20 protein-coding genes are annotated in these 22190 nt (G+C 43.8%); 10 read left to right on the forward strand and 10 right to left on the reverse strand.

Features of this window, described 5'->3' with window-relative positions:
* Nucleotides 1-85: 85 nt before the first annotated feature.
* The 3 genes from ACS8FC_RS03360 to acnB form a co-directional block, all read right to left on the reverse strand.
* Entirely contained in the window at nucleotides 86-529 is a 444-nt protein-coding gene (locus ACS8FC_RS03360; RefSeq protein WP_439295871.1) for a PACE efflux transporter, read from the reverse strand.
* A gap of 174 nt (nucleotides 530-703) precedes the next feature.
* On the reverse strand, nucleotides 704-1144 hold the full coding sequence (locus tag ACS8FC_RS03365) for a DUF805 domain-containing protein (RefSeq protein WP_439295872.1): 441 nt from the start codon (nucleotides 1142-1144) through the stop codon (nucleotides 704-706).
* A 188-nt stretch (nucleotides 1145-1332) separates the two neighbouring features.
* Nucleotides 1333-3936, reverse strand: a complete 2604-nt coding sequence (gene acnB / locus ACS8FC_RS03370; protein ID WP_439295873.1) for a bifunctional aconitate hydratase 2/2-methylisocitrate dehydratase — start codon at nucleotides 3934-3936, stop codon at nucleotides 1333-1335.
* Nucleotides 3937-4351: 415 nt separating this feature from the next.
* Between acnB and ACS8FC_RS03375 the strand changes: the two genes are divergently transcribed.
* From ACS8FC_RS03375 to ACS8FC_RS03385, 3 genes are all read left to right on the forward strand, one after another.
* The gene (locus ACS8FC_RS03375) at nucleotides 4352-4747 is read left to right on the forward strand and encodes a carboxymuconolactone decarboxylase family protein (RefSeq protein WP_439260506.1); all 396 of its coding nucleotides are present in this window, start codon (nucleotides 4352-4354) and stop codon (nucleotides 4745-4747) included.
* Nucleotides 4748-4895: 148 nt separating this feature from the next.
* Complete coding sequence (lipA, locus tag ACS8FC_RS03380) at nucleotides 4896-5939, forward strand: lipoyl synthase (RefSeq protein WP_439260505.1); 1044 nt, start codon at nucleotides 4896-4898, stop codon at nucleotides 5937-5939.
* 278 nt (nucleotides 5940-6217) lie between these two features.
* A complete protein-coding gene (locus ACS8FC_RS03385; RefSeq protein ID WP_439260504.1) occupies nucleotides 6218-6691 on the forward strand; it encodes a GFA family protein in 474 nt (157 codons plus the stop codon).
* 160 nt (nucleotides 6692-6851) lie between these two features.
* Here the strand turns inward: ACS8FC_RS03385 and ACS8FC_RS03390 are convergent, their stop codons facing one another.
* From ACS8FC_RS03390 to ACS8FC_RS03400, 3 genes are read right to left on the reverse strand one after another with little or no spacing between them, the layout of a single operon-like run.
* The gene (locus ACS8FC_RS03390; protein WP_439295874.1) at nucleotides 6852-8936 is read right to left on the reverse strand and encodes a TRAP transporter permease; all 2085 of its coding nucleotides are present in this window, start codon (nucleotides 8934-8936) and stop codon (nucleotides 6852-6854) included.
* Nucleotides 8908-9432: a DUF1850 domain-containing protein gene (locus ACS8FC_RS03395; protein WP_439260502.1), complete on the reverse strand. Its 525-nt coding sequence runs from the start codon at nucleotides 9430-9432 to the stop codon at nucleotides 8908-8910. Before ACS8FC_RS03395 ends, ACS8FC_RS03390 begins: the two co-directional genes overlap by 29 nt.
* Entirely contained in the window at nucleotides 9413-10444 is a 1032-nt protein-coding gene (locus ACS8FC_RS03400; protein WP_439260501.1) for a TAXI family TRAP transporter solute-binding subunit, read from the reverse strand. The genes ACS8FC_RS03395 and ACS8FC_RS03400 overlap by 20 nt, the downstream gene beginning before the upstream one ends.
* Nucleotides 10445-10659: 215 nt before the next feature.
* Here ACS8FC_RS03400 and mtnP point away from each other — a divergent pair, with 215 nt between their 5' ends.
* The gene (gene mtnP, locus ACS8FC_RS03405; RefSeq protein WP_439295875.1) at nucleotides 10660-11592 is read left to right on the forward strand and encodes an S-methyl-5'-thioadenosine phosphorylase; all 933 of its coding nucleotides are present in this window, start codon (nucleotides 10660-10662) and stop codon (nucleotides 11590-11592) included.
* A gap of 183 nt (nucleotides 11593-11775) precedes the next feature.
* On the opposite strand, the gene ACS8FC_RS03410 is transcribed toward mtnP, so the two are convergent.
* From ACS8FC_RS03410 to arsS, 4 genes are all read right to left on the reverse strand, one after another.
* The gene (locus ACS8FC_RS03410) at nucleotides 11776-12408 is read right to left on the reverse strand and encodes a TIGR04282 family arsenosugar biosynthesis glycosyltransferase (protein WP_439295876.1); all 633 of its coding nucleotides are present in this window, start codon (nucleotides 12406-12408) and stop codon (nucleotides 11776-11778) included.
* A 17-nt stretch (nucleotides 12409-12425) separates the two neighbouring features.
* Nucleotides 12426-13148 (reverse strand): TIGR04283 family arsenosugar biosynthesis glycosyltransferase, encoded by a 723-nt coding sequence (locus ACS8FC_RS03415; RefSeq protein WP_439295877.1) that lies wholly within the window; start codon nucleotides 13146-13148, stop codon nucleotides 12426-12428.
* 20 nt (nucleotides 13149-13168) lie between these two features.
* Entirely contained in the window at nucleotides 13169-13978 is an 810-nt protein-coding gene (locus ACS8FC_RS03420; RefSeq protein WP_439260495.1) for a DUF547 domain-containing protein, read from the reverse strand.
* A 229-nt stretch (nucleotides 13979-14207) separates the two neighbouring features.
* On the reverse strand, nucleotides 14208-15179 hold the full coding sequence (gene arsS / locus ACS8FC_RS03425; protein WP_439295878.1) for an arsenosugar biosynthesis radical SAM (seleno)protein ArsS: 972 nt from the start codon (nucleotides 15177-15179) through the stop codon (nucleotides 14208-14210).
* A gap of 315 nt (nucleotides 15180-15494) precedes the next feature.
* Between arsS and ACS8FC_RS03430 the strand changes: the two genes are divergently transcribed.
* From ACS8FC_RS03430 to ACS8FC_RS03455, 6 genes are all read left to right on the forward strand, one after another.
* Nucleotides 15495-17252, forward strand: a complete 1758-nt coding sequence (locus ACS8FC_RS03430) for an amidohydrolase (protein WP_439295879.1) — start codon at nucleotides 15495-15497, stop codon at nucleotides 17250-17252.
* A gap of 114 nt (nucleotides 17253-17366) precedes the next feature.
* Nucleotides 17367-18293, forward strand: a complete 927-nt coding sequence (locus ACS8FC_RS03435) for an alpha/beta fold hydrolase (RefSeq protein ID WP_439260492.1) — start codon at nucleotides 17367-17369, stop codon at nucleotides 18291-18293.
* 125 nt (nucleotides 18294-18418) lie between these two features.
* The gene (gene dapD, locus ACS8FC_RS03440; RefSeq protein ID WP_439295880.1) at nucleotides 18419-19240 is read left to right on the forward strand and encodes a 2,3,4,5-tetrahydropyridine-2,6-dicarboxylate N-succinyltransferase; all 822 of its coding nucleotides are present in this window, start codon (nucleotides 18419-18421) and stop codon (nucleotides 19238-19240) included.
* Nucleotides 19241-19566: 326 nt separating this feature from the next.
* Nucleotides 19567-20298, forward strand: a complete 732-nt coding sequence (gene queE / locus ACS8FC_RS03445) for a 7-carboxy-7-deazaguanine synthase QueE (protein WP_439295881.1) — start codon at nucleotides 19567-19569, stop codon at nucleotides 20296-20298.
* Between the two features lie 33 nt (nucleotides 20299-20331).
* Complete coding sequence (locus tag ACS8FC_RS03450; RefSeq protein ID WP_439295882.1) at nucleotides 20332-21441, forward strand: multidrug resistance efflux transporter family protein; 1110 nt, start codon at nucleotides 20332-20334, stop codon at nucleotides 21439-21441.
* A gap of 101 nt (nucleotides 21442-21542) precedes the next feature.
* Entirely contained in the window at nucleotides 21543-22178 is a 636-nt protein-coding gene (locus ACS8FC_RS03455) for a trimeric intracellular cation channel family protein (RefSeq protein ID WP_439260488.1), read from the forward strand.
* Nucleotides 22179-22190: the final 12 nt, after the last annotated feature.

Raw genomic sequence — 22190 nt, forward strand, 5'->3', positions numbered from 1 at the left:
TTACTCAAAAAGCTGCCAATAATAGGCAGCTTTTTTTGAGCATAGTTTATAAATAATAAGCAGTACTTTGATATATTGGTGCTGTTTAAGAAGCAGGGGCTGGCTTATGATGGTTTGGTAAGGTAAATATCTTGTCAAAAATTAAGGTAAAAACGAAAGTGTAAACTAAGAAGAAAAGCAGTAATGCCACCTCCATCATGAAGGCTTCTAGCAAACCAACATCGTACCAAATCATATAAATCGGTAGGCAAACCAATACCAAGCCGCCTTCAAACCCCAATGCATGAATACTGCGGATTAATAACGTACGCTTTGCCACCTGTTGGCGCCGCTCCCATGCTTCAAAAGCGGTGTTATATATAAAGTTCCAAATTACCGCTGCCAATGACACCATCACCGCGACTGGCAAAGACTCTGCCGCATTGCTACCGCTAAGTTTCATCAATACATAAGTGGACGAGATAATAGCGATAATTTCAAAGATAACCACATAAACGATGCGACGTTTGAGAGGGGATAAAGTAATCAACCAAGACTCCAAAGCACCTGGATTATAAGTGCATAATTAAAGTATCGGTCCGTCCCGAGATAGAAAAAGTAAAAAAGTGCAGAGCCACGGTTTCCGCCTGCCCTTATATTATACAGAAGATAACTGGGAAAATCAGTTAGTGCTTTTATCGTTAGATAAGCGCCAGTAAAACGCTTACTTTGCTGGTGGACCCCATTGATTGGTTTCATGCTTGGTATCGCTTGCCATAAACACTAATAATATGATACCGCCTATAAGCGGCACAAACGATATCAAAAACCACCATCCTGAACGACCAGTATCATGTAATCTGCGCACAGTCACCGCCAAACCTGGCAGAAACAAGCCAAACGCTACTATAATATAAAACAGTCCCGTCTCTGAACTAAATATTATGGCATCTACTATCATTGCAAGGATAGTTAAACCCAATTGTACTAAGAAAAAATACCAAAATTCTTTACGGCGAGCACGGCCCGAGAAATTGACATAATTTCTCAAGGCTTTTTTAAACCAATCAATAATTCCGTAGTTCGCTTCGGCGGCATTATTATTGATAGTATTCTGTGGTAAGGGTGGCGGCGTCGCTTTATTGAGCATATTTCTATTTTCCATAGGGGTTGTCATCATTTATTTGTAACGGTAGAATCGGCAACTCAAGATTTTAACTGGCTCCTTAAATTATAAACACTCAATAAAAGTTTGCAAACCGTTATTAAAGTATTTTGTAGTTATAAAAAAACCCCGCATCATTTCGATACGGGGTTTTCTTTCAAAAGATTAAAAAGCTTTCAAATGAAAAACTAGGTCAACTGAGCAACGTTAATTTTATCCGCTTCTTCAGTATACTCTTCCATACGATCGAAGTTCATATATTGATAGACTTCATCGCCCATGCTATTTAGCATACCAGCGTACTGCTGGTACTCGTCGTTGGTTGGCAGTTTACCCAGTACCGCAGCGACCGCAGCAAGCTCAGCTGAAGCCAGATAAACGTTTGCGCCTTGACCCAAACGGTTCGGGAAGTTACGAGTAGAGGTCGAAACGGCAGTAGACTTCGGTGCGATACGCGCTTGGTTACCCATACATAGTGAACAGCCTGGCATTTCAGTACGAGCGCCTGCTTGTGCGTAGATGTTGTAGTAACCCTCTTCCATCAACTGGCGCGCATCCATCTTAGTCGGTGGCGCAATCCATAGACGAGTCTTGAGACTACCTGCTGGTACGTCTTGTAGCAGTTTACCTGCCGCACGGAAGTGACCGATGTTGGTCATGCACGAACCAATGAATACTTCATCAATGGTATCGCCTGCCACATCTGCCAAAGTTTTGGCATCGTCTGGATCATTCGGGCAGCACAGGATCGGCTCTTTGATTTCGTTCATATCGATAGTCATATCGATAGTATATTCAGCGTCTTCGTCAGCACGCATCAGGCTTGGGTTGGCAAGCCAGTCTTGCATCTGTTCGATACGGCGGCTGATAGTACGCGCGTCGCCATAGCCTTCTGAGATCATCCACTTAAGCAACGTGATGTTTGAGTTTAAGTACTCAGTCACTGACTCTTCAGATAAGGTAATGGTACAACCAGCAGCACTTCGCTCAGCGGAGGCATCAGATAGCTCAAACGCTTGCTCAGCGGTTAAGTCTTCTAAACCTTCGATCTCAAGGATACGACCGTTAAACTCGTTGATTTTGCCTTTTTTGTCGACCGTCAAGTAACCTTCTTTGATCGCTTGATAAGGAATGGCATGCACGAGATCACGTAGTGTGATACCAGGCTGACGCTCGCCAACGAAGCGGACACGCACAGATTCAGGCATATCTAGAGGCATCACACCAGTCGCAGCAGCGAATGCAACCAAACCAGAACCCGCTGGGAACGAGATACCCATTGGGAAGCGCGTGTGCGAGTCACCACCAGTACCAACGGTATCTGGAAGAAGCATACGGTTCAACCACGAATGAATAATACCATCGCCCGGACGTAAGCTCACACCGCCACGGTTCATGATAAAGTCAGGTAGAGTATGCTGAGTCTCAACGTCAACTGGCTTTGGATAAGCGGCGGTATGACAGAATGACTGCATGACGAGGTCCGCTTGGAAACCCAAACATGCTAAATCTTTTAGCTCATCACGAGTCATCGGACCAGTAGTATCCTGACTACCAACTGTGGTCATTTTTGGCTCACAATACATACCAGGACGTACGCCTTCTAGACCACACGCTTTACCAACCATTTTTTGCGCAAGGGTAAAGCCTTTACCAGTATCGGCTGGCTCTTCAGGCTTAGCAAAGACATCTGAATGACCAAGACCCATGTACTCACGAGCGCGGTTGGTTAGACCGCGACCAACGATCAATGGAATACGGCCACCAGCACGCACTTCGTCAAGCAACGTTGGTGAGTTCAATTTAAATTCAGAGATAACTTCATCTGAGTCATGCTTAGTGATTTTGCCATCATGTGGATAGATGTCAAACACATCGCCCATATTTAGGTTATCAACCGCCACTTTCTCAATTGGCAATGCGCCAGAATCTTCCATAGTGTTAAAGAAGATAGGAGCAATGTTGTTACCTAATACTAGACCGCCACCACGTTTGTTGGGCACATTCGGAATGTCTTCGCCCATCAGCCATAGTACTGAGTTGGTCGCAGACTTACGGCTAGAACCCGTACCAACCACGTCACCAACGTACGCAAGTGGGTGGCCTTTTTCTTTCAGCGCTTCGATTTGCTTCATCGGACCAACAACGCCCTCTTCGTCAGCATTGATGCCGTCGCGAGAGTTTTTGTGCATGGCTAATGAATGCAGTGGAATATCAGGACGGCTCCACGCGTCTTGCGCAGGAGATAAGTCATCGGTGTTGGTTTCGCCTGTGACTTTAAACGTCGTATAAGTTGATTTCTTTGGTACCTCGGCGCGGTTCAAGAACCATTCAGCATCCGCCCAAGACTGTATGACTTCTTTGGCAATATCGTTGCCGGCTTCAGCTTTTTCAGTCACGTCATTGAACGCGTCAAATACGAGCAAAGTCTTTTTTAACGCTTCAGCAGCATCTTGAGCAACTTCGCTATCATCAAGGGCAGCAACCAATGGCTGTACGTTATAGCCACCTTGCATCGTACCTAAGATTTCAACCGCTTTTTTCTTATTGATAAGCGGTGATGAGGCTTCGCCCTTTAAGATAGCAGCTAAAAATGCGGCTTTAACATAAGCCGCTTGGTCAACCCCTGCTGGAATACGGTTTTCTAGCAAGTTCATTAAGAAATCATCTTCGCCTGCTGGTGGGTTTTTTAATAGCTCAACCAACTCTGCTACTTGTTTTTCATTTAATGGTAGCGGTACAGTTCCTAGCTTGGCACGTTCTTCGACATGTTTACGATAAGCTTCTAACACAATAGTCGTCCTCGTTAGTTGGGAATTAACACAATACGTGGGTAGTCAGTATGACTGCCTGCGTCTATGTACTTTATAAAATAATTTCGGTGCAATCATAGCTTAAAATGCTCTCAATGTTAATGGCTATGGCTTTAAAAGGTACAGAATAAAGCCATATTGGACATTTATTATAAAAATAGTACTATCAATTGTATGATTAACTACCCTCTCATGATGCTAAAAATAGGCGCCTATTTTTAGCATCATAGTTAGATATATAAATGGGCGATAGTCGATACTAAACAAAATAGATACACTGTATGAATACGCTAAACTAACTTGAAAAAGCAAATTTTATTCATAAATAAGAACCGTACAAAAGAAAAGATCTATAGGGAATAATGACATTAAAAACAATAGGAAGGAGCTTAAAATGACAGAAAATGTCGATTATCAAAATGGTCTACAAGTGCGCACTGAAGTAATGGGTGAAGCACATATTAAGCGCTCGCTTGATAGCGCGACTGGCTTTACTCAGCCGTTACAAGACTGGATCATTGAACACGCTTGGGGCAGCACATGGCAAGATGACTCAGTACTACCGCGTAAATATCGCTCTTTAATAACCATTGCTTTTTTGATCGCGCAAAAAAGTCCGACCGAGCTCAAAGGCCATATTCGCGGTGCCATTAATAATGGTGCTAGTGTCGCTGAGATTCGAGAAGTATTGATGCATAGCTTGCCATACTGCGGTGCACCTGCCACTCAAGAAGCGTTTCGCGCTGCCATAGAAATCCTGAATGAGTTGGATATTGATATAGATATTTAAAACTATGGTAGTCAAACAATTCATAGTAGTCTTAAGAATATTCACTAAAAATTAAACCCTAAATTTCTGCTATAATACCGACACTTATCAAACATTCTGATCATTCCATAAACCCTTATAGTATAAAGGGTTAAGAGATAACTCCATTATGACAACTGCCGTACAAACACATGTACCTGCTGCGAAGGTCAAACCCAAGAAAGCCATTCAAGGCGAAAAACTGCGTGGCTACGACAAAGTTGCGCGTATCCCAATTAAGGTCATCCCGACCGTCGAGGCGAAGAAAAAGCCAGATTGGATTCGGGTAAAGATGTCGTCGCCTGCTGAAGTCGCGCGTATCAAAGCCACCTTGCGTGAGCAAAAGCTTTATACCGTCTGCGAAGAGGCGGCCTGCCCTAACCTGCCGCAGTGCTTCGCTGATGGTACAGCTACCTTTATGATCATGGGTGATATCTGTACCCGCCGCTGTCCGTTCTGTGATGTGGGCCACGGTCGTCCAAACGAGCTAGATAAAGATGAGCCACGTCACACTGCTGAGACCATTCAAGGCTTGGGTCTTAAATATGCGGTCATTACCTCTGTCGATCGTGACGATCTAAAAGATGGCGGCGCTGGGCATTTTGTAGAAGTATTGAATGAATCGCGCGCGCTAAGCCCAAACTGCTTGATCGAGATATTGGTGCCAGATTTCCGTGGTCGTATGGAGATTGCGTTAGACTTATTGACTGAAACACCGCCAGACGTCTTTAACCACAACATCGAAACCGTGCCACGTCTATACAAAGCCTTCCGTCCAGGTTCTGACTATCAGCATTCGCTAGATTTGCTTAAGATTTATAAAGAGCGTCGTCCTGATATCGCCACTAAGTGCGGCTTTATGGTTGGCCTCGGTGAGACTGAAGAAGAAATCTATGCGCTGCTCGATGATCTAAAAGCTCATGATGTGGATATGATCACTATTGGTCAGTATCTACAGCCGAGTAAAAACCATGCGCCTGTCGATCGGTATGTCCATCCAGACGAGTTTCAGCGCTATATGGACTACGGTAAAAAGATTGGCTTCTTTAGCATTTGGGCAGGTCCAATGGTACGCTCAAGCTACTTCGCTGATCGTCAATATTACGGCGAGGACTGCCCTGCGCCGGTTCGTAGCAAAAAGGCATTGGCAGCTGAAGGTAAGCTTGGCTGCTAGTCTATGATTGACTATGCTAGTGATAGAAAGTTAGTTATACATAAAAAAGAGACCTACTATTGGTCTCTTTTTTATTGGATTTTTATAAAAACCATACTACTTTTTCATACAGCGATTCTAATGAGCCTTAGAACTTGAAAACTAACTTATTGAAAAATTAAACTATTAGTCAATTTTTCTACTCAAAGTGACTACATTAGTACGTTAAGATAGTGCTATATTTTGCATTAATAAATGATGCTAACTCTCTTACCCTCTTATTAATGAAGGACTAACTAATGAGCAGCGAATTTACCCCACAAGATGGCTCTTGCTCCTGCTATAGCAATACCTATACGATCACCCATACGCCTATTGCGCGCTTTATTTGCCACTGCACTATTTGTCAGGATTACACAGGAAAGGCATATAACGATGTTACAGTTTTGCTAAAATCGGATATTAGCGAATTAGAGATAAATAAAACGCGTTTTCGCCGCTGGAAACTACCGCCGAATATTAGCCGCGGCCTTTGTAAATATTGTCACAAACCCAGTATAGAAATGGCGGTAGGTGGTAACCTTGTATTAGTACCGACGGACAACTACCCAGATATCGACGCCTTGCCTCAGCCGTCTATGCATCTGTTTTATCATCGCCGCGTTAGAAATGCGGATGATAATTTGCCAAAATACAACGGCTTTGTGCAAAGTCAGGCAATGATCGTTAAAGCGCTTGCCCAGGGTATATTTGAAAGAGTGGCGAGTCGTTAGTGTCTGTGTTTAGGATCTAGGTTTAGAACTCAAATTCAGAGCCTAGAAATCATCACTAAAAACAGTCAGCTGAGAATATAAAAAGGGTGAATAACAGATAATCATTATTCACCCTTTTTTATGACTTTAATAAATCTGTAAAGCCTTCAAACCTAACGCTTTAAACAGTTAGAGTTGGCGTTGGCTTATCAGCTGTTTTTATATTAAATACCGCCACGATTAATACTATTACTCCCCCGATTAATCCTGTCGTAAGCTCAGGATAAATCAGTAGTAACGCGCCGATGGTCAATACGCCACGCGTGAGTGGACTCATAGCACCTTTAAAATACCCTTCTAACGCGGCCCCTAAGGCAATAACACCTGTTACCGATGTCAATACGACTGTCACTATGTCAAAGATAGGTGGCAGCGGAAAGTCTTTTGCTGTAACCGCTAGACCAGTTGGATCTATCATCAGCATCGTCGGACTATAAATAAACATAAACGGCACGATAAATCCGGCCAATGCTAACTTTAACGATAAGAATCCTGTCTTCATCGGATCACCACCAGATATCCCCGCCCCAGCAAAGGCGGCTAGACACACAGGCGGGGTAATATTGGCAAAAATACCAAAATAAAACACAAACATATGCGCTGACAAAATCGGAATATCAAAACCTGCTAGCGCAGGAGCTGCCATCGTTGCTGTAATAATATAAGCAGGAATAGACGGCAAGCCCATCCCCAAAACCATCGAGGCCAGCATGGTCAAGATTAAGGTGAGGAACAACGACCCCGCTCCTAATGTCACGATGGATGAGGTCATCACCGTCCCAAAGCTGGTCAAGCTGACCACACCAATAATCACCCCGACGACCGCACAAGCAGCCATCACAGCCAGCGACTGACGAGCACCATCTTCTAGTGCGCCTAAAATATCGGAGAACCCCATTCTGGTCTCTTTGCGTATCATACTAATTGCGACTGTAAAACCGATGGTATAGGCCGCTGCATAGCCGACCGGTACGTTTTTGATTAATAAAAATATTAGAAACACAATCGGTAGTAGCATATGGCCACGCGCTTTTAATACCTCTTTGACGGCTGGTAAGTTTTCTTTAGCGATGCCTTTTAGGTCGCGGCGCCCTGCACGAAAATGCACTTGGGCAATGACACCCAGATAATAGAGTACTGCGGGTAATAGAGCGGCTAAAGCAATGGTACTGTACGGCAAGCCTGTTGTCTCAGCCATAATAAAAGCACTGGCTCCCATAATAGGCGGCAATATCTGTCCACCAACCGACGCACTTGCTTCTACTGCCCCTGCAAAGTCTTTATGATAACCGACCTTTTTCATCAGCGGGATAGTAAACGCTCCAGTACTAACAACGTTCGATAACGCTGAGCCATTGATACTGCCCATAAAGCCGCTAGAGATAACCGCGACTTTTGCAGGTCCGCCTTTTTTATCACCAGCTAGCGCAAGTGCCAAGTCATTAAACAGCTGACCCATGCCCGAGCGCGCTAAAAATGCCCCGAATAGAATAAACAAAAAGATAAACGTTACCGATGCGCCAATCGCGACAGAATATAGACCTTCAGTTTTTAAAAATAATTGACCAAAAATATCGCCCATATCATAAGGACGCGTGAGCAATCGATCAGGCATAAAATCTAGATGACTGATAAATGGATAAGCCAAAAATATCGACGCCAGTATGGGCAGTATCCAGCCTGTGATACGTCGACTACCTTCGAGTACACAGATGACCGTAATAATAGAAAATATCACATCAACCTGATTGGCCATGCCGCCACGTGAGGTCACAATGTCTTGATACTCGTATATCAGATAGGCCATCCCTGACAAGGACAGCATAAACCATATCCAGTCATACCAGGCTACGCGCTTACGGCTGCTTTTTTTACTCGCTGGAAAGATAAGAAATATCAGGGCAAATCCAACTCCGACGTGTACAGAGCGTTGTAGCAATGCTGGCATCGGATTAAAGGTGATATACAAATGAAAGATAGAATATAAAATGCAAATTCCAGCGATAAAATACTTGACTGGACCTTGAGTGATTTGACGGGTGATTGACTCTCGATCATACTTTTCTAATATGGCTTGATTATGAGCTTGCGCGTCAAGCTCAGCATCTACATTGGTATCAGCATGGGTGTTGGCATGTATGGGCAGATCAGCTTGATTGGCTGATATCGTTGTCACATTATCGTGATCCGTCACTTGAGAGTTCATGACAAAAATCCTTTTTTAATCTATCAATTAAATGATACGCTTTGGGCGTAATCGTTACTTCAGAATAATCTGGCGCCCATTCGTGAATTAAAAGCCGATGGTCGGCATAATTTAGTTCACCCTTGGTCAGCCTAGACACTACCCAATTCAGACTTGGCATTTTTTCATTGATTTGATAACCCAAATAGCCAGGTTTTTGTATGGGGGCTAGCGCTTCAGTCGAAGGCGTACCTGCGCCAAACGCTTCAAAATAAGTGGTGGTCAACAGCAGACCATCGTCTGTGCGCTGATACTGCTCCTCCCACCACTGCTTTTCTACAGAATGAATCCAGCGCAGCTCAAAGTCGGGTTCAGTAAAATAACAAGTCACTGTATCAACTTGCACTTCGATGACGGACTGACGTGATAAGCTGGCCCATAGCACAAAAAAAACTAGCGCAGCAACCAGTGCCGCGCTAGTTAATAGCCATAAACGTTTATTTGGCTGCTTGCTCATCGTAGTACTTTTTAGCGCCAGGATGAATCGGCGCTACCATACCGGTATTAGCAGACTCTAAGCTGATATCGTTGGCCGCTTGATGCGCTGTTTTTAGACCATCTAAATTTTCAAACAAAGCCTTGGTGAGCTTATAACCATCGTCTTCAGATAAGTCTGAACTCACCAATAATGCATTCATAATCGCTGCAGTTGGTATCGCAGTATCGTTGCCATAAGTACCAGCAGGAATCTCAAAAGTCTTAAAATAAGGTTTGGTTGCGATGATGTCATTCAGCTTGTCTTGATCGATCGTGATCAGCTGCAAGTCTAAGCCTTGCTCTAACTCCATCAATGACGAGTTTGGTAGACCACTACTAAAGAACGCCGCTTCGATTTTACCAGCCTTCATACCATCAGCTGCTTCAGCAAAGCCTAGATAATCCACATCGATATCATCATAAGTAATACCAAAACCTTCTAATAGGGTTCGAGCGTTGACTTCTGTGCCTGAACCTTGATCGCCTACTGCGATACGCTTACCACGCAAATCTTCGATATTCTTGATACCTGACTTTTGAGACGTCACGATCTGAACCACATTCGGGTATAACACAGCGATCTGTTGAATGTTGTCAATTGGCTGATCAAAGTTGTTTTTACCTTCAACCGCATCGGTGACGACATCACTCAGCGCCAGTACCATATCAACCTTGCCTTGAGTCAATAGGTTGACGTTTTCAACTGAGGCGCCTGTCGTCTGCGTCTTTGAGTTAACGCCAAAGGTTTTGGCATAAACCTCAGACAATGCAGTGCCAATGATATTATAAGGGCCAGATGCGCCGCCTGTGGCTATGGTGACAAACTTTGTGTCCAGCTTATCATTCGCAGTAGCCGCAGTGGTTTCTGACTCGCCAGAGACCGCTGAATCCTCAGCGCTTGCTGTTTCATTTTCTGTATTAGAGCATGCTGTGAATGCCAAACTAGAGGCAACCATTGCTATCATTAGAGCCGTCTTACTGGTCAATTTCATTGATTTCTTCCTTGATGGTTAAGACTATTTTTGGTTATCAATTAATCTAATTGCTTCATAACCTTGTAAGCATACCGCAACTCACTCCAAATAAAAATGATATCTAACGAATTTTTCGTGTTATACCTATAGGTACTTAGTAATAGTGATTTATTTTTTGAAAAAATATAGGTTATGCTGACCCCACATTGATAACCAATTGGAAGCCAATTAGGATGAGCACAATAAAAGATAGCCAAGTTGCAAATAAAGCGTATTTAAACGACCGCACCTCTACAACTATTCAACATTCCGCTGATATCGCCATCATCGGTGGTAGTGGTCTGTATCAGATGCAAGATTTGACTAATAAGCGCAGCATTGTTATTCCAACGCCTTTTGGTAAGCCATCTGATCAAATTGTATTGGGTGAAATGAATGGCATAACGGTCGCATTCTTAACGCGGCATGGTCAAGGACACCGATTATCCCCGTCAGAAGTACCCTATCGCGCCAATATCTATGCGCTAAAGTCCTTAGGCGTACGCTATGTCATCTCAGTATCAGCGGTCGGCTCATTGCAAGAAACACTAAAACCTCTAGATATGGTCGTCCCTGATCAAATGATTGATATGACTAAGCAGCGTGTTAGTACGTTTTTTGGTGATGGTGCAGTCGCTCATGTATCGATGGCTGATCCATTATGCTCTAAAGTAGCAGATATTTTGCTGCGAGCTTATAAAAAAGCGCATATTGTCGATGGACAGTGCCACTCAAAAGCGACCTATATATGTATCGAAGGGCCGCAGTTCTCCACTCGTGCGGAGTCACACTGGTATCGGCAAATGAATGCTGACATTATCGGTATGACCAATATGCCAGAGGCAAAACTTGCGCGTGAAGCCAGTATCGCCTATGCCACCTTGGCACTAGTGACCGATTTCGATAGCTGGCATCCTACCGAGGAAGCTGTCAGTGCTGACTACGCCATTCAGAACCTGATGAAAAATGCCGACAATGCCCAGCAAGTTATTAAGCAAGCAGTCGCGCTACTCGCTGCTGAACAGCCTAAATCCATCGCCCATACTGCGCTTGCCCAAGCGTTAGTCACGCCCGTTACAGCAATGGATGAGCAAACCAAAACAAGACTGGCAACGTTACTTCCTTAATGGTTGAAACCTTAAATTTATAGGTTTTTTGTACACATAAAAGGCTATCAAAGCATTTGATGGCCTTTTTTATCTTTGGGAAGTCATTGTAGGCTGGGTTTTTAACCCAGCGCTCTACTTATGCAAAGTTAAGATGCTGGGCTAAAGCCACAGCCTACGAAAAAATATTCAAATAGTCATAAATTAGCTATTAGTCACTCTATAACCGTCCAGCCAGCCTACGGGCAGGTATTTTAAATCCGCAGGCTCATCAATATCGTTTAATGGCTCTAATAACGCCAGCGACCAATTCAATGCTGTAATACGCTGCTGCGTCACCGTAGCGACACTAGCGGTACTCCACTCGATATTTGAGAATAGACTGGCACAAGCTTGCTTAAAACCAAAAAGCACATAACCGCCATCAAAGGCTGGGATTATTACGCTTTCAAACGTTTTTAACTGCCGCACGGCCCTTCGAATTTGAGTCGTGCTAAGACTAGGACAATCAGTGCCAATTAATATAACTTGCTTAAATTGAGCTAAAGCTTGCTGGCTAGCAGTTAACATACGTTTCCCCAAGTCACCCTCTGCTTGCCCTGACCACTGTACTGACCCGGGTAAATTAAGCGTTTGCCAGCATGAATCGCTTGGTGATGGACTCACGCAAAGCTCAACGGTTAGACCAGTAGCGACGGCTTGCTCTATGCTGTGTAAAAGCAACTTGCGCGCTATTTGCGCAGCGCCTGCAACCCCAAGCGCCGGTTGCAGACGGGTTTTTGCCATACCCTGAGCAGGAAACTTGGCAAAGATAATGATAAGGGTGTCTTTTGGCATAGGATATGTATTGTCATCTAGTTTTTGTAATAACGTCGCCTTATGCTATCCGCCGAAACACCGCGCCAATAATCGAAGCGTAATCGCCACATTAGTAGTATCGTGCGCCAAGTGCCGTTCTGCTGCCAGCGCCGTGCTGAAGTCACGACCTTGCTGGTTAAACAAGCAGGTTTGCCGATGGCTTTTAGACGTTTGCACAGCTCGATATCTTCCATCAACGCTTGATTGGGGTAACCGCCAAGCTGCTCAAAAATTCGTCGCCTAACAAATATTGCCTGATCGCCTGTGGCAATGCCACTGAGTCGTGAGCGTAGATTTATCATACTGCCAACGAGTTTCAGCAGCAGTTTATTACTGTCCAAATGCACATCAAAACGTCCCCACTTAGCTTGTGTAATAGCCAATGCTATCTCAGTCATAGCGTGGTCTGGCAACTTCGTATCTGCATGCAAAAATAGCAGTACATCACCAGTAGCCAATGCCGCACCCCTATTCATTTGCAATGCACGACCAGCGCTAAAAGCTAGCACTTGCCAATCGATAGCTGACTGCTGAATCGTTATCATCTCTGTCATGAGACTTTGAGCCAGTGTAAGAGAGCCGTCTATCGATCCGCCATCAACGATGATGATTTGCTGCGGTTTTGCAGTCAATTGATGCAAATGCTCAAACAACTTTGGTAAATTGTCCGCTTCATTTAATATAGGAACAACAATAGAAACAGTAGGTGTGGCGGTCATAGTTAGCAGTACTCAACCTTTTATCTCTTATTTAGGTTCCAATTATAATTGGTGTAGCTTATTTTGGTTTTGCCAGCTTTTAGGTCAGCAGTTTGTGATTTATTAAGACCCAAAGACGAGCTATAACGGGCCAAAAACCCTTCTAAGTCGTTAGTACCACGCCAGTTCGTCTCAAAGTCCTCTTTATACCACTTAAATATCGGTGACACCTCAAGCGTACTACCTTTAAGACGATTGCGACTGCTGTCTGCTAAGAATTTATTGGTGACTTGCTCTAACTGTCTTTCTAGCTTCTTGCCGGTAAAAGCATCGTCCAATAAGGCTGGACAGCCAATGCTGGCGCAGTTGACCGCAAAATGAATGCGCGGTTCGTTATAACGTTTTGAGCCGCGTATAAGGTTATGCTCAATATCATCTAGCGAACGGGTTTTGCCAAGTAGCGGAATAAAGTCTTGCTTCCATGGTGAGCTTAGTAGTCCACCGATATCTTTAATGGATTTGATATTAGGGTATTTTATGAGCACCAGCTCTATCGTAGCAGCATTGTAGACATTGATTAAAAAGGCCAATTGCTCATCTTTATTCCAGCGGTTAAATTCTGCCTGACTGACTTTGCTTGTGGCATTCAAATAGCTACTCAACTTGCCGTTGTCTGCTTTCATGCCAGCATAGTTGACCACAGACGCTTTACCGCCATTGGTCATAGTGACGTTTTTGTCCAGCAAACTATCCCAGCTACTGTGATTAAAATCAGCGTAAGCGGCGCTCGATAGCATAATTGTGGCAGCGAGAAGAGCTTTGGTCGTTGAGACCATAGATATTGAGGTCATAGATAAAAGTGCCTTATTGGTAAACATGGAACGCGCTCCGTAGCTACTGACATAGTAGATTTGGTCTAAAAGTATTACATTGCTACTGATGTAAATTTTTTTGCTTGCGGCGCATTCACAGACAGAGGCTACAAAAAATTTATAACAATCGCTTGGAGTAAAACTCGTGAATTTTTATTTAAGAATGACTGAGGTGTGTTGAATAAAAATGGTTAAAAATAATCTTAAACTACGTTTCTTTCTCTTCTTCTAAAGCACCGCCACAACTACTACCCTGTCCTGCAGTACAGCCATAACAGTGATCGGCAATAGCGATATCATCACCAGCAGGGTATTGCGTTAATAAATCTCTAAGATGACGACGAGACTTATTCGGTACTGGTATCTGTAGCTGTTGGTTAAAGTCACAATCAAACAACTCACCCAGCCAATTGACACTAATCGTCGAGCGACACATGACGTCATTTAAATTACGAGCGTCATAATTGTCTTTGAGTAAATCCATATAAGGATGAAATTCGTTCTTAGCCAATAACACCGCACCGAAGCGCTGGATCGGCATATTGGTTAAGGCAAACAGCTGATTAAACTCAATATCGAAATGTTCTTTTAACTCGCGCTTATAGTCCGCTTCTAGTCGCTGTTGATTGGGCGGCAAGCTTGCGCCTTGCGGGTTGTAGACAAGATTGAGCACAAGGTTGGGGTTGTCTTTGCCATAACCGAGCGCATTTAACTTATGCAGACCTAAGATGCTGTCATCAAACGCGCCTTTGCCACGCTGTTTATCGACGTTTTCTAGCGAATAACAAGGTAAGGAGGCGACCACTTCAACCTCATGGTCTGCCAAAAACTGAGCGATATCCTCATATCCCTCTTCCATCAAAATTGTCAAATTACAACGATCAATCACTTTGACACCAAGCTTGTGTGCCGCCTTGACTAAATATTTAAAGTCCTCATGCATCTCAGGGGCGCCGCCAGTCAAATCCAGCGTATCGATATTTTGTGTTTGTAGCACTTTTGGAATAAGCTCAATCAGCTCACGCGACATCATCTCCGTTCGGTACGGACTGGCTGCAACATGACAATGTACACAAGACATATTACATAGATAACCCATATTAACTTGTAGGACAGTAAGTCCTCGTCTTTTAATAGCAGGAAAGTCAGTGTCTTCGAGTAATTCAATGGTAGATTTCATAATGATATAGAACCCAATTGTCAGTCCTCTTTAGTATAAATAGACATAGCTAAGATTTTAACGTCACAAAAATAATCTTATAAATTCACCGTCAAAATAAAGTTAATCTAATCAATAATACCTTATTTTCTTTTGTATATTTTCATTAATATGTTTTATATTTTTATCAGCATTAGCGTTTGTTTCTCACTGCTAAATGCTTATCAATATTGTAAAGTAATATAAATAGCCAAATAACATTGACCATATAAGGCTTTATCGTTAGATTGGTTACATTCATCCAGCTATATATTTAATACAATTAGGAACAGCATAATGACCACGAATATATTTATAAAACCAACTTTATTAAGCCTTGGGATTATGGGCATCATTGGCTGTACTGTTAATCAGAATGTTGATAATCAAAAAGCCAATCCGGCGGTGGTACAGACAACAGCTGCCCAAGCGACTGTTTACTATAATGGTAATATTATTACGATGGAGAGTGATAAGCCACGAATGGTTGAAGCTTTAGTTACTCAAGCAGGCAAAATTGCTTATGTTGGAAGCTTGAATTCTGCCCAATCAAAATATAAAAACGCAGCACAAGTAGATCTAAAAGACCAAACCTTACTACCAGGTTTTATCGATCCGCACAGCCACTTTGGTATGGTCTCAAACACCATGGGACAAGTGAACCTCAATCCGCCGCCCGTCGGCAAGGTTGATAGTATTGATAAAATGCTAGAGGCTTTAAGCGCTTATAAAAAAGACAACAATATCGCTGATGGCGAGTGGATCTACGGCTGGGGCTATGATGAAAGTCAACTTGACGAGGATCGTCACTCGACCAAAGATGAGATCGATAAAGCGCTACCCAACAATCCCGTTTATTTGCAGCATACCAGCGGGCACATGGGCGTTGCCAACTCAAAAGCGCTTGCGGCTATGGGTATTGACGCTGATAGCGAAGCCCCTGAAGGCGGCAATATCGCTCGCGTAAAAGGCAGTAGTGAGCCCAATGGCTTGGTGCAAGAAACCGCCATGTATCCGTTTGTGCGTAAGATGCTAGAGGTCCTTGAGCCTAATCAGGCAGAGTTTTTTGAGCAAACCCAAGATTATTATGCTCAGCATGGCGTCACCACCGCGCAAGATGGCTCAACCACGCGCGATGCGATCAAGTTTTTTCAATCGCAAGCCGATGCCGGTAAATTAAAGATTGATTTGGTGTCGCTCGCTGGCGTCAGCGACTTGGATGAAAACTTAGCCGATAAAGACCTTGTCTGGAAAACCTACCAAAACGGCTTTAAGGTTCAAGGCACCAAAATCATCGCCGACGGCTCACCGCAAGGCAAGACGGCGTATTTTAGCCAGCCGTATCTGACCCCAGTACCCGATTGTGAGTCAGACTGCCGAGGACTACCAAGCGTGAGCCAAGATGCGCTGAACGAGATGTTTGCTAAAGCCTATGCGCGCGACAACCAATTATTTATTCATAATAATGGCGATGCGGCGACTGATATGATCATCAAAGCCCACGAATATGCCGCAAACAAAACCGGACAACCACTAGACAAAGATCGCCGCACCGTACCCATTCACGCGCAATTTGCCAGAATGGATCAGCTAGAGGCCTTTAAAAAATATAACATGCTGCCGTCATTTTTTACCAATCACGCCTACTTTTGGGGAGACGTGCATGTCAAAAATTTAGGGGAAGCGCGCGCCAACTTTTTAAGTCCACTTGCGACCGCTGATAAGATGGGGCTGAAATTTACCAATCACTCAGACGATACCGTGACTCCAGTCGATCCATTATTCGCCGTATGGTCAGCGGTCAATCGCACCGCGCGTAGCGGCCAGATTATCGGTCGTGATGAGCGCGTCAGCCCCTATCAAGCGTTAAAAGCCACCACTTCACATGCGGCATATGAGTACTTTGAAGAGGACAGCAAAGGCACTTTAACGCCAGGCAAATTGGCTGATCTGGTCATTTTGGACGCCAATCCATTGACAGCGGCGCCTGACAGCATTAAAGATATCGAGGTAGTTCAAACCATCAAAGAAGGCAAAACGATTTATCAACGTTGAGCCAATATTTAAGTATAATGACGCTTATTTTTACCGTTATGTCTTAACACGTGACGGTATTGTCGTCATCTTTATTGTGACCTTTTTGACCTATTTGATTTATCAGGGAATTTTATGAGTACATCGACGCCGATCACCTCATCTGACAACAGCCATTATCTGCACCATACGTTTTTTGAACCTAAAGACGACATCAAAGCGACTTTATTAATCGTACACGGTATGGCAGAACATAGCGGCCGCTATAGCGATTTTGCGCAGTTTTTAGCCGATCACGGCATCGCAGTTGCCACTTATGATCAGCTCGGTCATGGTCGTACAATTAAGTCATCAGACGAGCTAGGATTTTTTGGTAATGAACATCCAGCACAATCATTATTAAAAGATGTCATCATCATGGCAAACACCTTAAAAGAGCGTCATCCTGACGTCCCGCATTTTATTATGGGGCACTCTATGGGCTCATTTATTGTGCGTGTGGTACTTAAACATCATGCGCAAGACTTTACAGGTGCCATTCTTATGGGGACTGCTGATGCCAACCCACTTGTAAAAGTACTGCTGCCGTTGAATGCTATTCTTGCCAAAACAGCCCCCAAAAAACAAAACACCGTATTTGCTGAAATTATGAATAAGGTACTTAATGCCAAGCTTAGTGAACGCCTGTCTTCTTCTCCCTTTGCTTGGCTAAGTGAAAATACTGACAATATCGAAGCTTATGAGGCCGATCCGCTAACTGGCTTTGAATTTACCAACAATGGCTTTATGACCCTGTTTGCGTTGATGAAGGCTGGACTACATAAACGCTGGGCATCCACCATCAACAAGAGCTTCCCCATGTTATTTGTCAGTGGCGAAAACGACCCCATCGGCAATATGGGGCGCGGTATTCGTAACATCACCAAAAACTTAAACAAGCAAGGTTTTCAAAATACTGACGCGCGTTTATACCCTAACATGCGTCACGAACCGCTACATGAGCAAGATCATAGCGTGGTCTATCATGATATTTTAAATTGGATAAAACATTTAAGTGCGTAATGAATACTGACTTGGTTTGCTAAAATTCGCTAAATTAGCGACAATACGGCAAGTATGTTTTTTGTCTAAGTTAACGTCCTTATTTCCTTACAAACTTTCCCTTTTACTAATTTTAGGAACCCTTTATGTCATTACAACAAACCATCGAGCAAGCTTTCGAAAACCGTAACGAATACAGTCCAAGTACGATGCCACAAGACGTACGCACCGCCATTGAGCAAGTGTTAGAACAGCTTGATAACGGTAGCCTACGCGTCGCTGAAAAAAAGGATGGTGAATGGGTCGTCAATCAATGGGCCAAAAAAGCGGTCTTGCTATCATTCCGCCTTAACGACAACTATGTCATGCCAGCTGGCGAACATGTACAATTTTATGACAAAGTACCCACTAAGTTTGCCGATTGGACTGAAGCGCAGTTTAAAGAAGCTGGCGTTCGCGTTGTACCGCCAGCAATCGCTCGTAAAGGCTCATTTGTCGCTGCAGGTGCGGTACTGATGCCGTCATATGTCAATATCGGTGCTTATGTCGATCAAGGGGCGATGGTTGATACATGGGCAACGGTTGGCTCGTGTGCGCAAATCGGTAAAAACGTGCATCTATCAGGCGGCGTAGGCATCGGCGGCGTACTTGAGCCATTACAAGCCAATCCTACTATCATTGAAGACAACTGCTTTATCGGTGCGCGCTCTGAGATCGTTGAAGGCGTGATCGTCGAAGAAGGCGCTGTCATCTCTATGGGGGTTTATATCGGTCAGTCTACGCGCATTTATGATCGTGAAACTGGTGAGACTTATCGCGGCCGTGTACCAGCAGGTTCAGTTGTTGTACCAGGCTCACTACCTTCTGAAGATGGTACATATAGCTTATATGCCGCTATCATCGTCAAAAAAGTAGATGCGCAGACACGTGCTAAAACTTCAGTTAACGAGCTATTACGCTTGGCATAAGCGTTTTTATAAAAGCATTTAACCAGATAGCCAAGAGAAACACCAAGGTGCTGAAGATAAGCTTCAGCATCTTTTTTGCAGCTTAATAAGCCATCTTACGCTATAATTCGGCATAAAATATGCCTATCCTATCTAAAAAGTAATACCCAACTTGCACATGTCACTTGCCAAGTCCCTAAACTTGTCAGCTCTCTTGTGTCTTATTTTTATATTGTCTGATAACCATATGGTAACAGCCTCTCTGATTTAGCCTATTTTTTATTTTTAGTTTGTATATTTGAGACATTTAACCACGGTATCGACATCTTATTCTGTTTGATAATACTATGAATGAGTCTTCTCTAAGAAACACTTATATTCCCGTCACTGATCCGACCGCAGGCCTGCGCTTGACAGAGATTTTTTACTCTCTACAAGGCGAGGCGATTACCTCCGGCTTACCGACGATATTTGTGCGCCTGACTGGCTGCCCGCTACGCTGTGTCTACTGTGACACTGAATATGCTTTTAGCGGCGGTGAACGTCAAGCATTAGAAACCATTATGACCACGATTGAAGGTTATCCTTGCAAGCGCATTTGCCTTACTGGCGGCGAGCCTTTAGCGCAGCCAAATGCCATTGAACTGATTAAACGCCTATTAGACGGCGGCTATGAAATTTCTCTTGAAACAGCAGGTGCGCTCACGGTAGAAAACGTACCGCCAGCGGTCAGTAAAGTCATGGACCTTAAGACGCCAAGCTCAGGGGAGGTTGATAAAAACCTATGGTCAAATCTTGACCACTTAACTCAGCATGATCAAATTAAGTTTGTCATTATGAATCGCACTGATTACGATTGGGCAAAGACGATGCTGCTTGAGCATCAGCTTGATACATTGGTCGATACCGTTTGGTTTTCACCTATGTTTAATGTAGCAGATGATGCCAGTGAAGAGGCTAGCCCTGACGTGCCAGTACTAGCTCGTGAACTGGCAGAGTGGATGCTCGCTGATGCACTGCCAGTACGCTTTCAATTGCAATTACATAAGATAATTTGGGCAGATGCCAAAGGTAAATAACTCATAATTAAAGCCTACTGTAAGGACACAGGAATGGTCAGATTGATTTTGTTAGGCCTACTGGCTGGTGCGTTTTTTAGCTCAACGTTTGTGTTAAATGAGCTGATGAGTGCAGCTGGTGGTCATTGGTTTTGGTCAGCCAGCCTGCGCTATGTATTTATGCTGCTATTGCTAACAGTAATGATTGCGATTCAGCACGGCATGGGACGCATCAGCGCGCTGTGGTCAGTTTTTCGACAGCATTGGGTATTTTGGTGTATCACTGGCAGTATCGGCTTTGGTGTGTTTTATACAGGCATCTGTTATGCAGGTGACCATGCCAGTGGTTGGGTAGTGGCCGCAACCTTTATGTTTACGGTGGTATCTAGCCTGTTGGTGTTACTGGCATTTGGTCAGCGCTTTGATAAAAAATTTGTCGTCTATGCGCTGGTAGTATTTGCTGGCGTGGTGTTGGTTAATATCAGCGAAGGTCTACATGCCCCCAATAATGCCAATACCATCCCGTTGACACAAATGTTGCTGTACGGTGCGCTCCCAGCACTGATTGCCGCGTTTAGCTACCCCATTGGCAATCAGTTGGTCTGGCAGGCTTCTTATAATGCCAAGCAATACAAGGCCAACACGCAAGCTGACCAGCAGTCATCACATCCTATGCGTGCTGAGACCGCCCTATTGGCCAGTGCTCATGATGATTCGAGCGCTCTTAGTGAGCATGGCATCAATCATGCCCCTACAAAAACCTCCAATCTACAAACCTTGATGGGCTGTATTCCGGTTATCGAGACAGACCTATTACAGAATGCATTTAACAAAGTATGGTTAATGACTGTGGGTAGTTTGCCATTTTGGTTGGTATTAGGCATTATAGTGCGTCCTGAGTTACCGGGTGGCGCGCAGGTGTTTAATACCCTACTGGTTGCGCTATTATCAGGCGTAGCGGCGACCAGTCTTTTTTTGTATGCGCGCGAACAAGCAGTCACGTCAAGTGAGGTGGCGGGCGTTGACTCAACCCAAGCCAGTGAGATTATTTTTGCTCTGATCGGTGGTATGATCTTGCTGGGTAATCCGCTGCCATCAGCCATGGGCTTGTTTGGTATTGTGCTTATTATCGTAGGTTTGATACTGTTTGCTAAAGATGGCTAAACGACGATCTAATATGAGGCGAATTTCGTTTAAATCATATATAAAACAACAGCTCAAAAAACATCCAACCATTTTGATGTTTATGATTTGGTAATATAACCATGGTTAATGATTTGATTTTTCCTGATATTTTATTATATTTATTGGACATGGTTGGTATTATCGCCTGTGCGATTGCAGGAACCTTACTTGCACAGCATAAAGGCTTCGATATTGCTGGTTGCATCTTGGTATCGATGGTTAATGCGATTGGCGGCGGTACAATACGTGACATGGCATTAGATCGCCATCCTTTATTTTGGATGACCGACCTCAATTATGTGATTGTCATTACCGTGACGTCCTTGATTCTACAAATCTTTTTTCATTTGTATCATAAGATCGATAACGCGCTCAAGCTCTTCGATGCCATTGGTTTAGCCGCCTTTAGCGTCATTGGTTTTAAAGTTGCTTTACACCAAGATGTGTCTCCGATCGTTGCCATTATGATGGGAGTTTGGACCGCCATTATCGGCGGTATGCTACGTGATATTATTTGTAATGAGATACCACTGGTGCTACAGCGTGAGATCTATATCTCTGCCAGTATCGCCGGATCAGTAACTTATTTACTACTTGAGCGCCTAGGTGTAGATGCAGGACTCAATGAATTTATCATGCTTGGTGTTATCTTTGCAGTACGGATGCTAGCATTGCGCTTTGATTGGCATCTGCCTTCTATTCGTTTGGTTGATTAGAATGAATTTTAG

This window comes from Psychrobacter sp. 1Y4 (assembly GCF_051847555.1).

Excerpts from the sequence above, each read along its gene's own strand:
- ACS8FC_RS03365 (WP_439295872.1), bottom strand. The coding sequence starts at position 1,144 with ATGGAAAATAGAAATATGCTCAATAAAGCGACGCCGCCACCCTTACCA.
- ACS8FC_RS03375 (WP_439260506.1), top strand. The coding sequence starts at position 4,352 with ATGACAGAAAATGTCGATTATCAAAATGGTCTACAAGTGCGCACTGAA.
- lipA (WP_439260505.1), top strand. The coding sequence starts at position 4,896 with ATGACAACTGCCGTACAAACACATGTACCTGCTGCGAAGGTCAAACCC.
- ACS8FC_RS03385 (WP_439260504.1), top strand. The coding sequence starts at position 6,218 with ATGAGCAGCGAATTTACCCCACAAGATGGCTCTTGCTCCTGCTATAGC.
- ACS8FC_RS03390 (WP_439295874.1), bottom strand. The coding sequence starts at position 8,936 with ATGAACTCTCAAGTGACGGATCACGATAATGTGACAACGATATCAGCC.
- ACS8FC_RS03395 (WP_439260502.1), bottom strand. The coding sequence starts at position 9,432 with ATGAGCAAGCAGCCAAATAAACGTTTATGGCTATTAACTAGCGCGGCA.
- ACS8FC_RS03400 (WP_439260501.1), bottom strand. The coding sequence starts at position 10,444 with ATGAAATTGACCAGTAAGACGGCTCTAATGATAGCAATGGTTGCCTCT.
- mtnP (WP_439295875.1), top strand. The coding sequence starts at position 10,660 with ATGAGCACAATAAAAGATAGCCAAGTTGCAAATAAAGCGTATTTAAAC.
- ACS8FC_RS03410 (WP_439295876.1), bottom strand. The coding sequence starts at position 12,408 with ATGCCAAAAGACACCCTTATCATTATCTTTGCCAAGTTTCCTGCTCAG.
- ACS8FC_RS03415 (WP_439295877.1), bottom strand. The coding sequence starts at position 13,148 with ATGACCGCCACACCTACTGTTTCTATTGTTGTTCCTATATTAAATGAA.
- ACS8FC_RS03420 (WP_439260495.1), bottom strand. The coding sequence starts at position 13,978 with ATGACCTCAATATCTATGGTCTCAACGACCAAAGCTCTTCTCGCTGCC.
- arsS (WP_439295878.1), bottom strand. The coding sequence starts at position 15,179 with ATGAAATCTACCATTGAATTACTCGAAGACACTGACTTTCCTGCTATT.
- ACS8FC_RS03430 (WP_439295879.1), top strand. The coding sequence starts at position 15,495 with ATGACCACGAATATATTTATAAAACCAACTTTATTAAGCCTTGGGATT.
- ACS8FC_RS03435 (WP_439260492.1), top strand. The coding sequence starts at position 17,367 with ATGAGTACATCGACGCCGATCACCTCATCTGACAACAGCCATTATCTG.
- dapD (WP_439295880.1), top strand. The coding sequence starts at position 18,419 with ATGTCATTACAACAAACCATCGAGCAAGCTTTCGAAAACCGTAACGAA.
- queE (WP_439295881.1), top strand. The coding sequence starts at position 19,567 with ATGAATGAGTCTTCTCTAAGAAACACTTATATTCCCGTCACTGATCCG.
- ACS8FC_RS03450 (WP_439295882.1), top strand. The coding sequence starts at position 20,332 with ATGGTCAGATTGATTTTGTTAGGCCTACTGGCTGGTGCGTTTTTTAGC.
- ACS8FC_RS03455 (WP_439260488.1), top strand. The coding sequence starts at position 21,543 with ATGGTTAATGATTTGATTTTTCCTGATATTTTATTATATTTATTGGAC.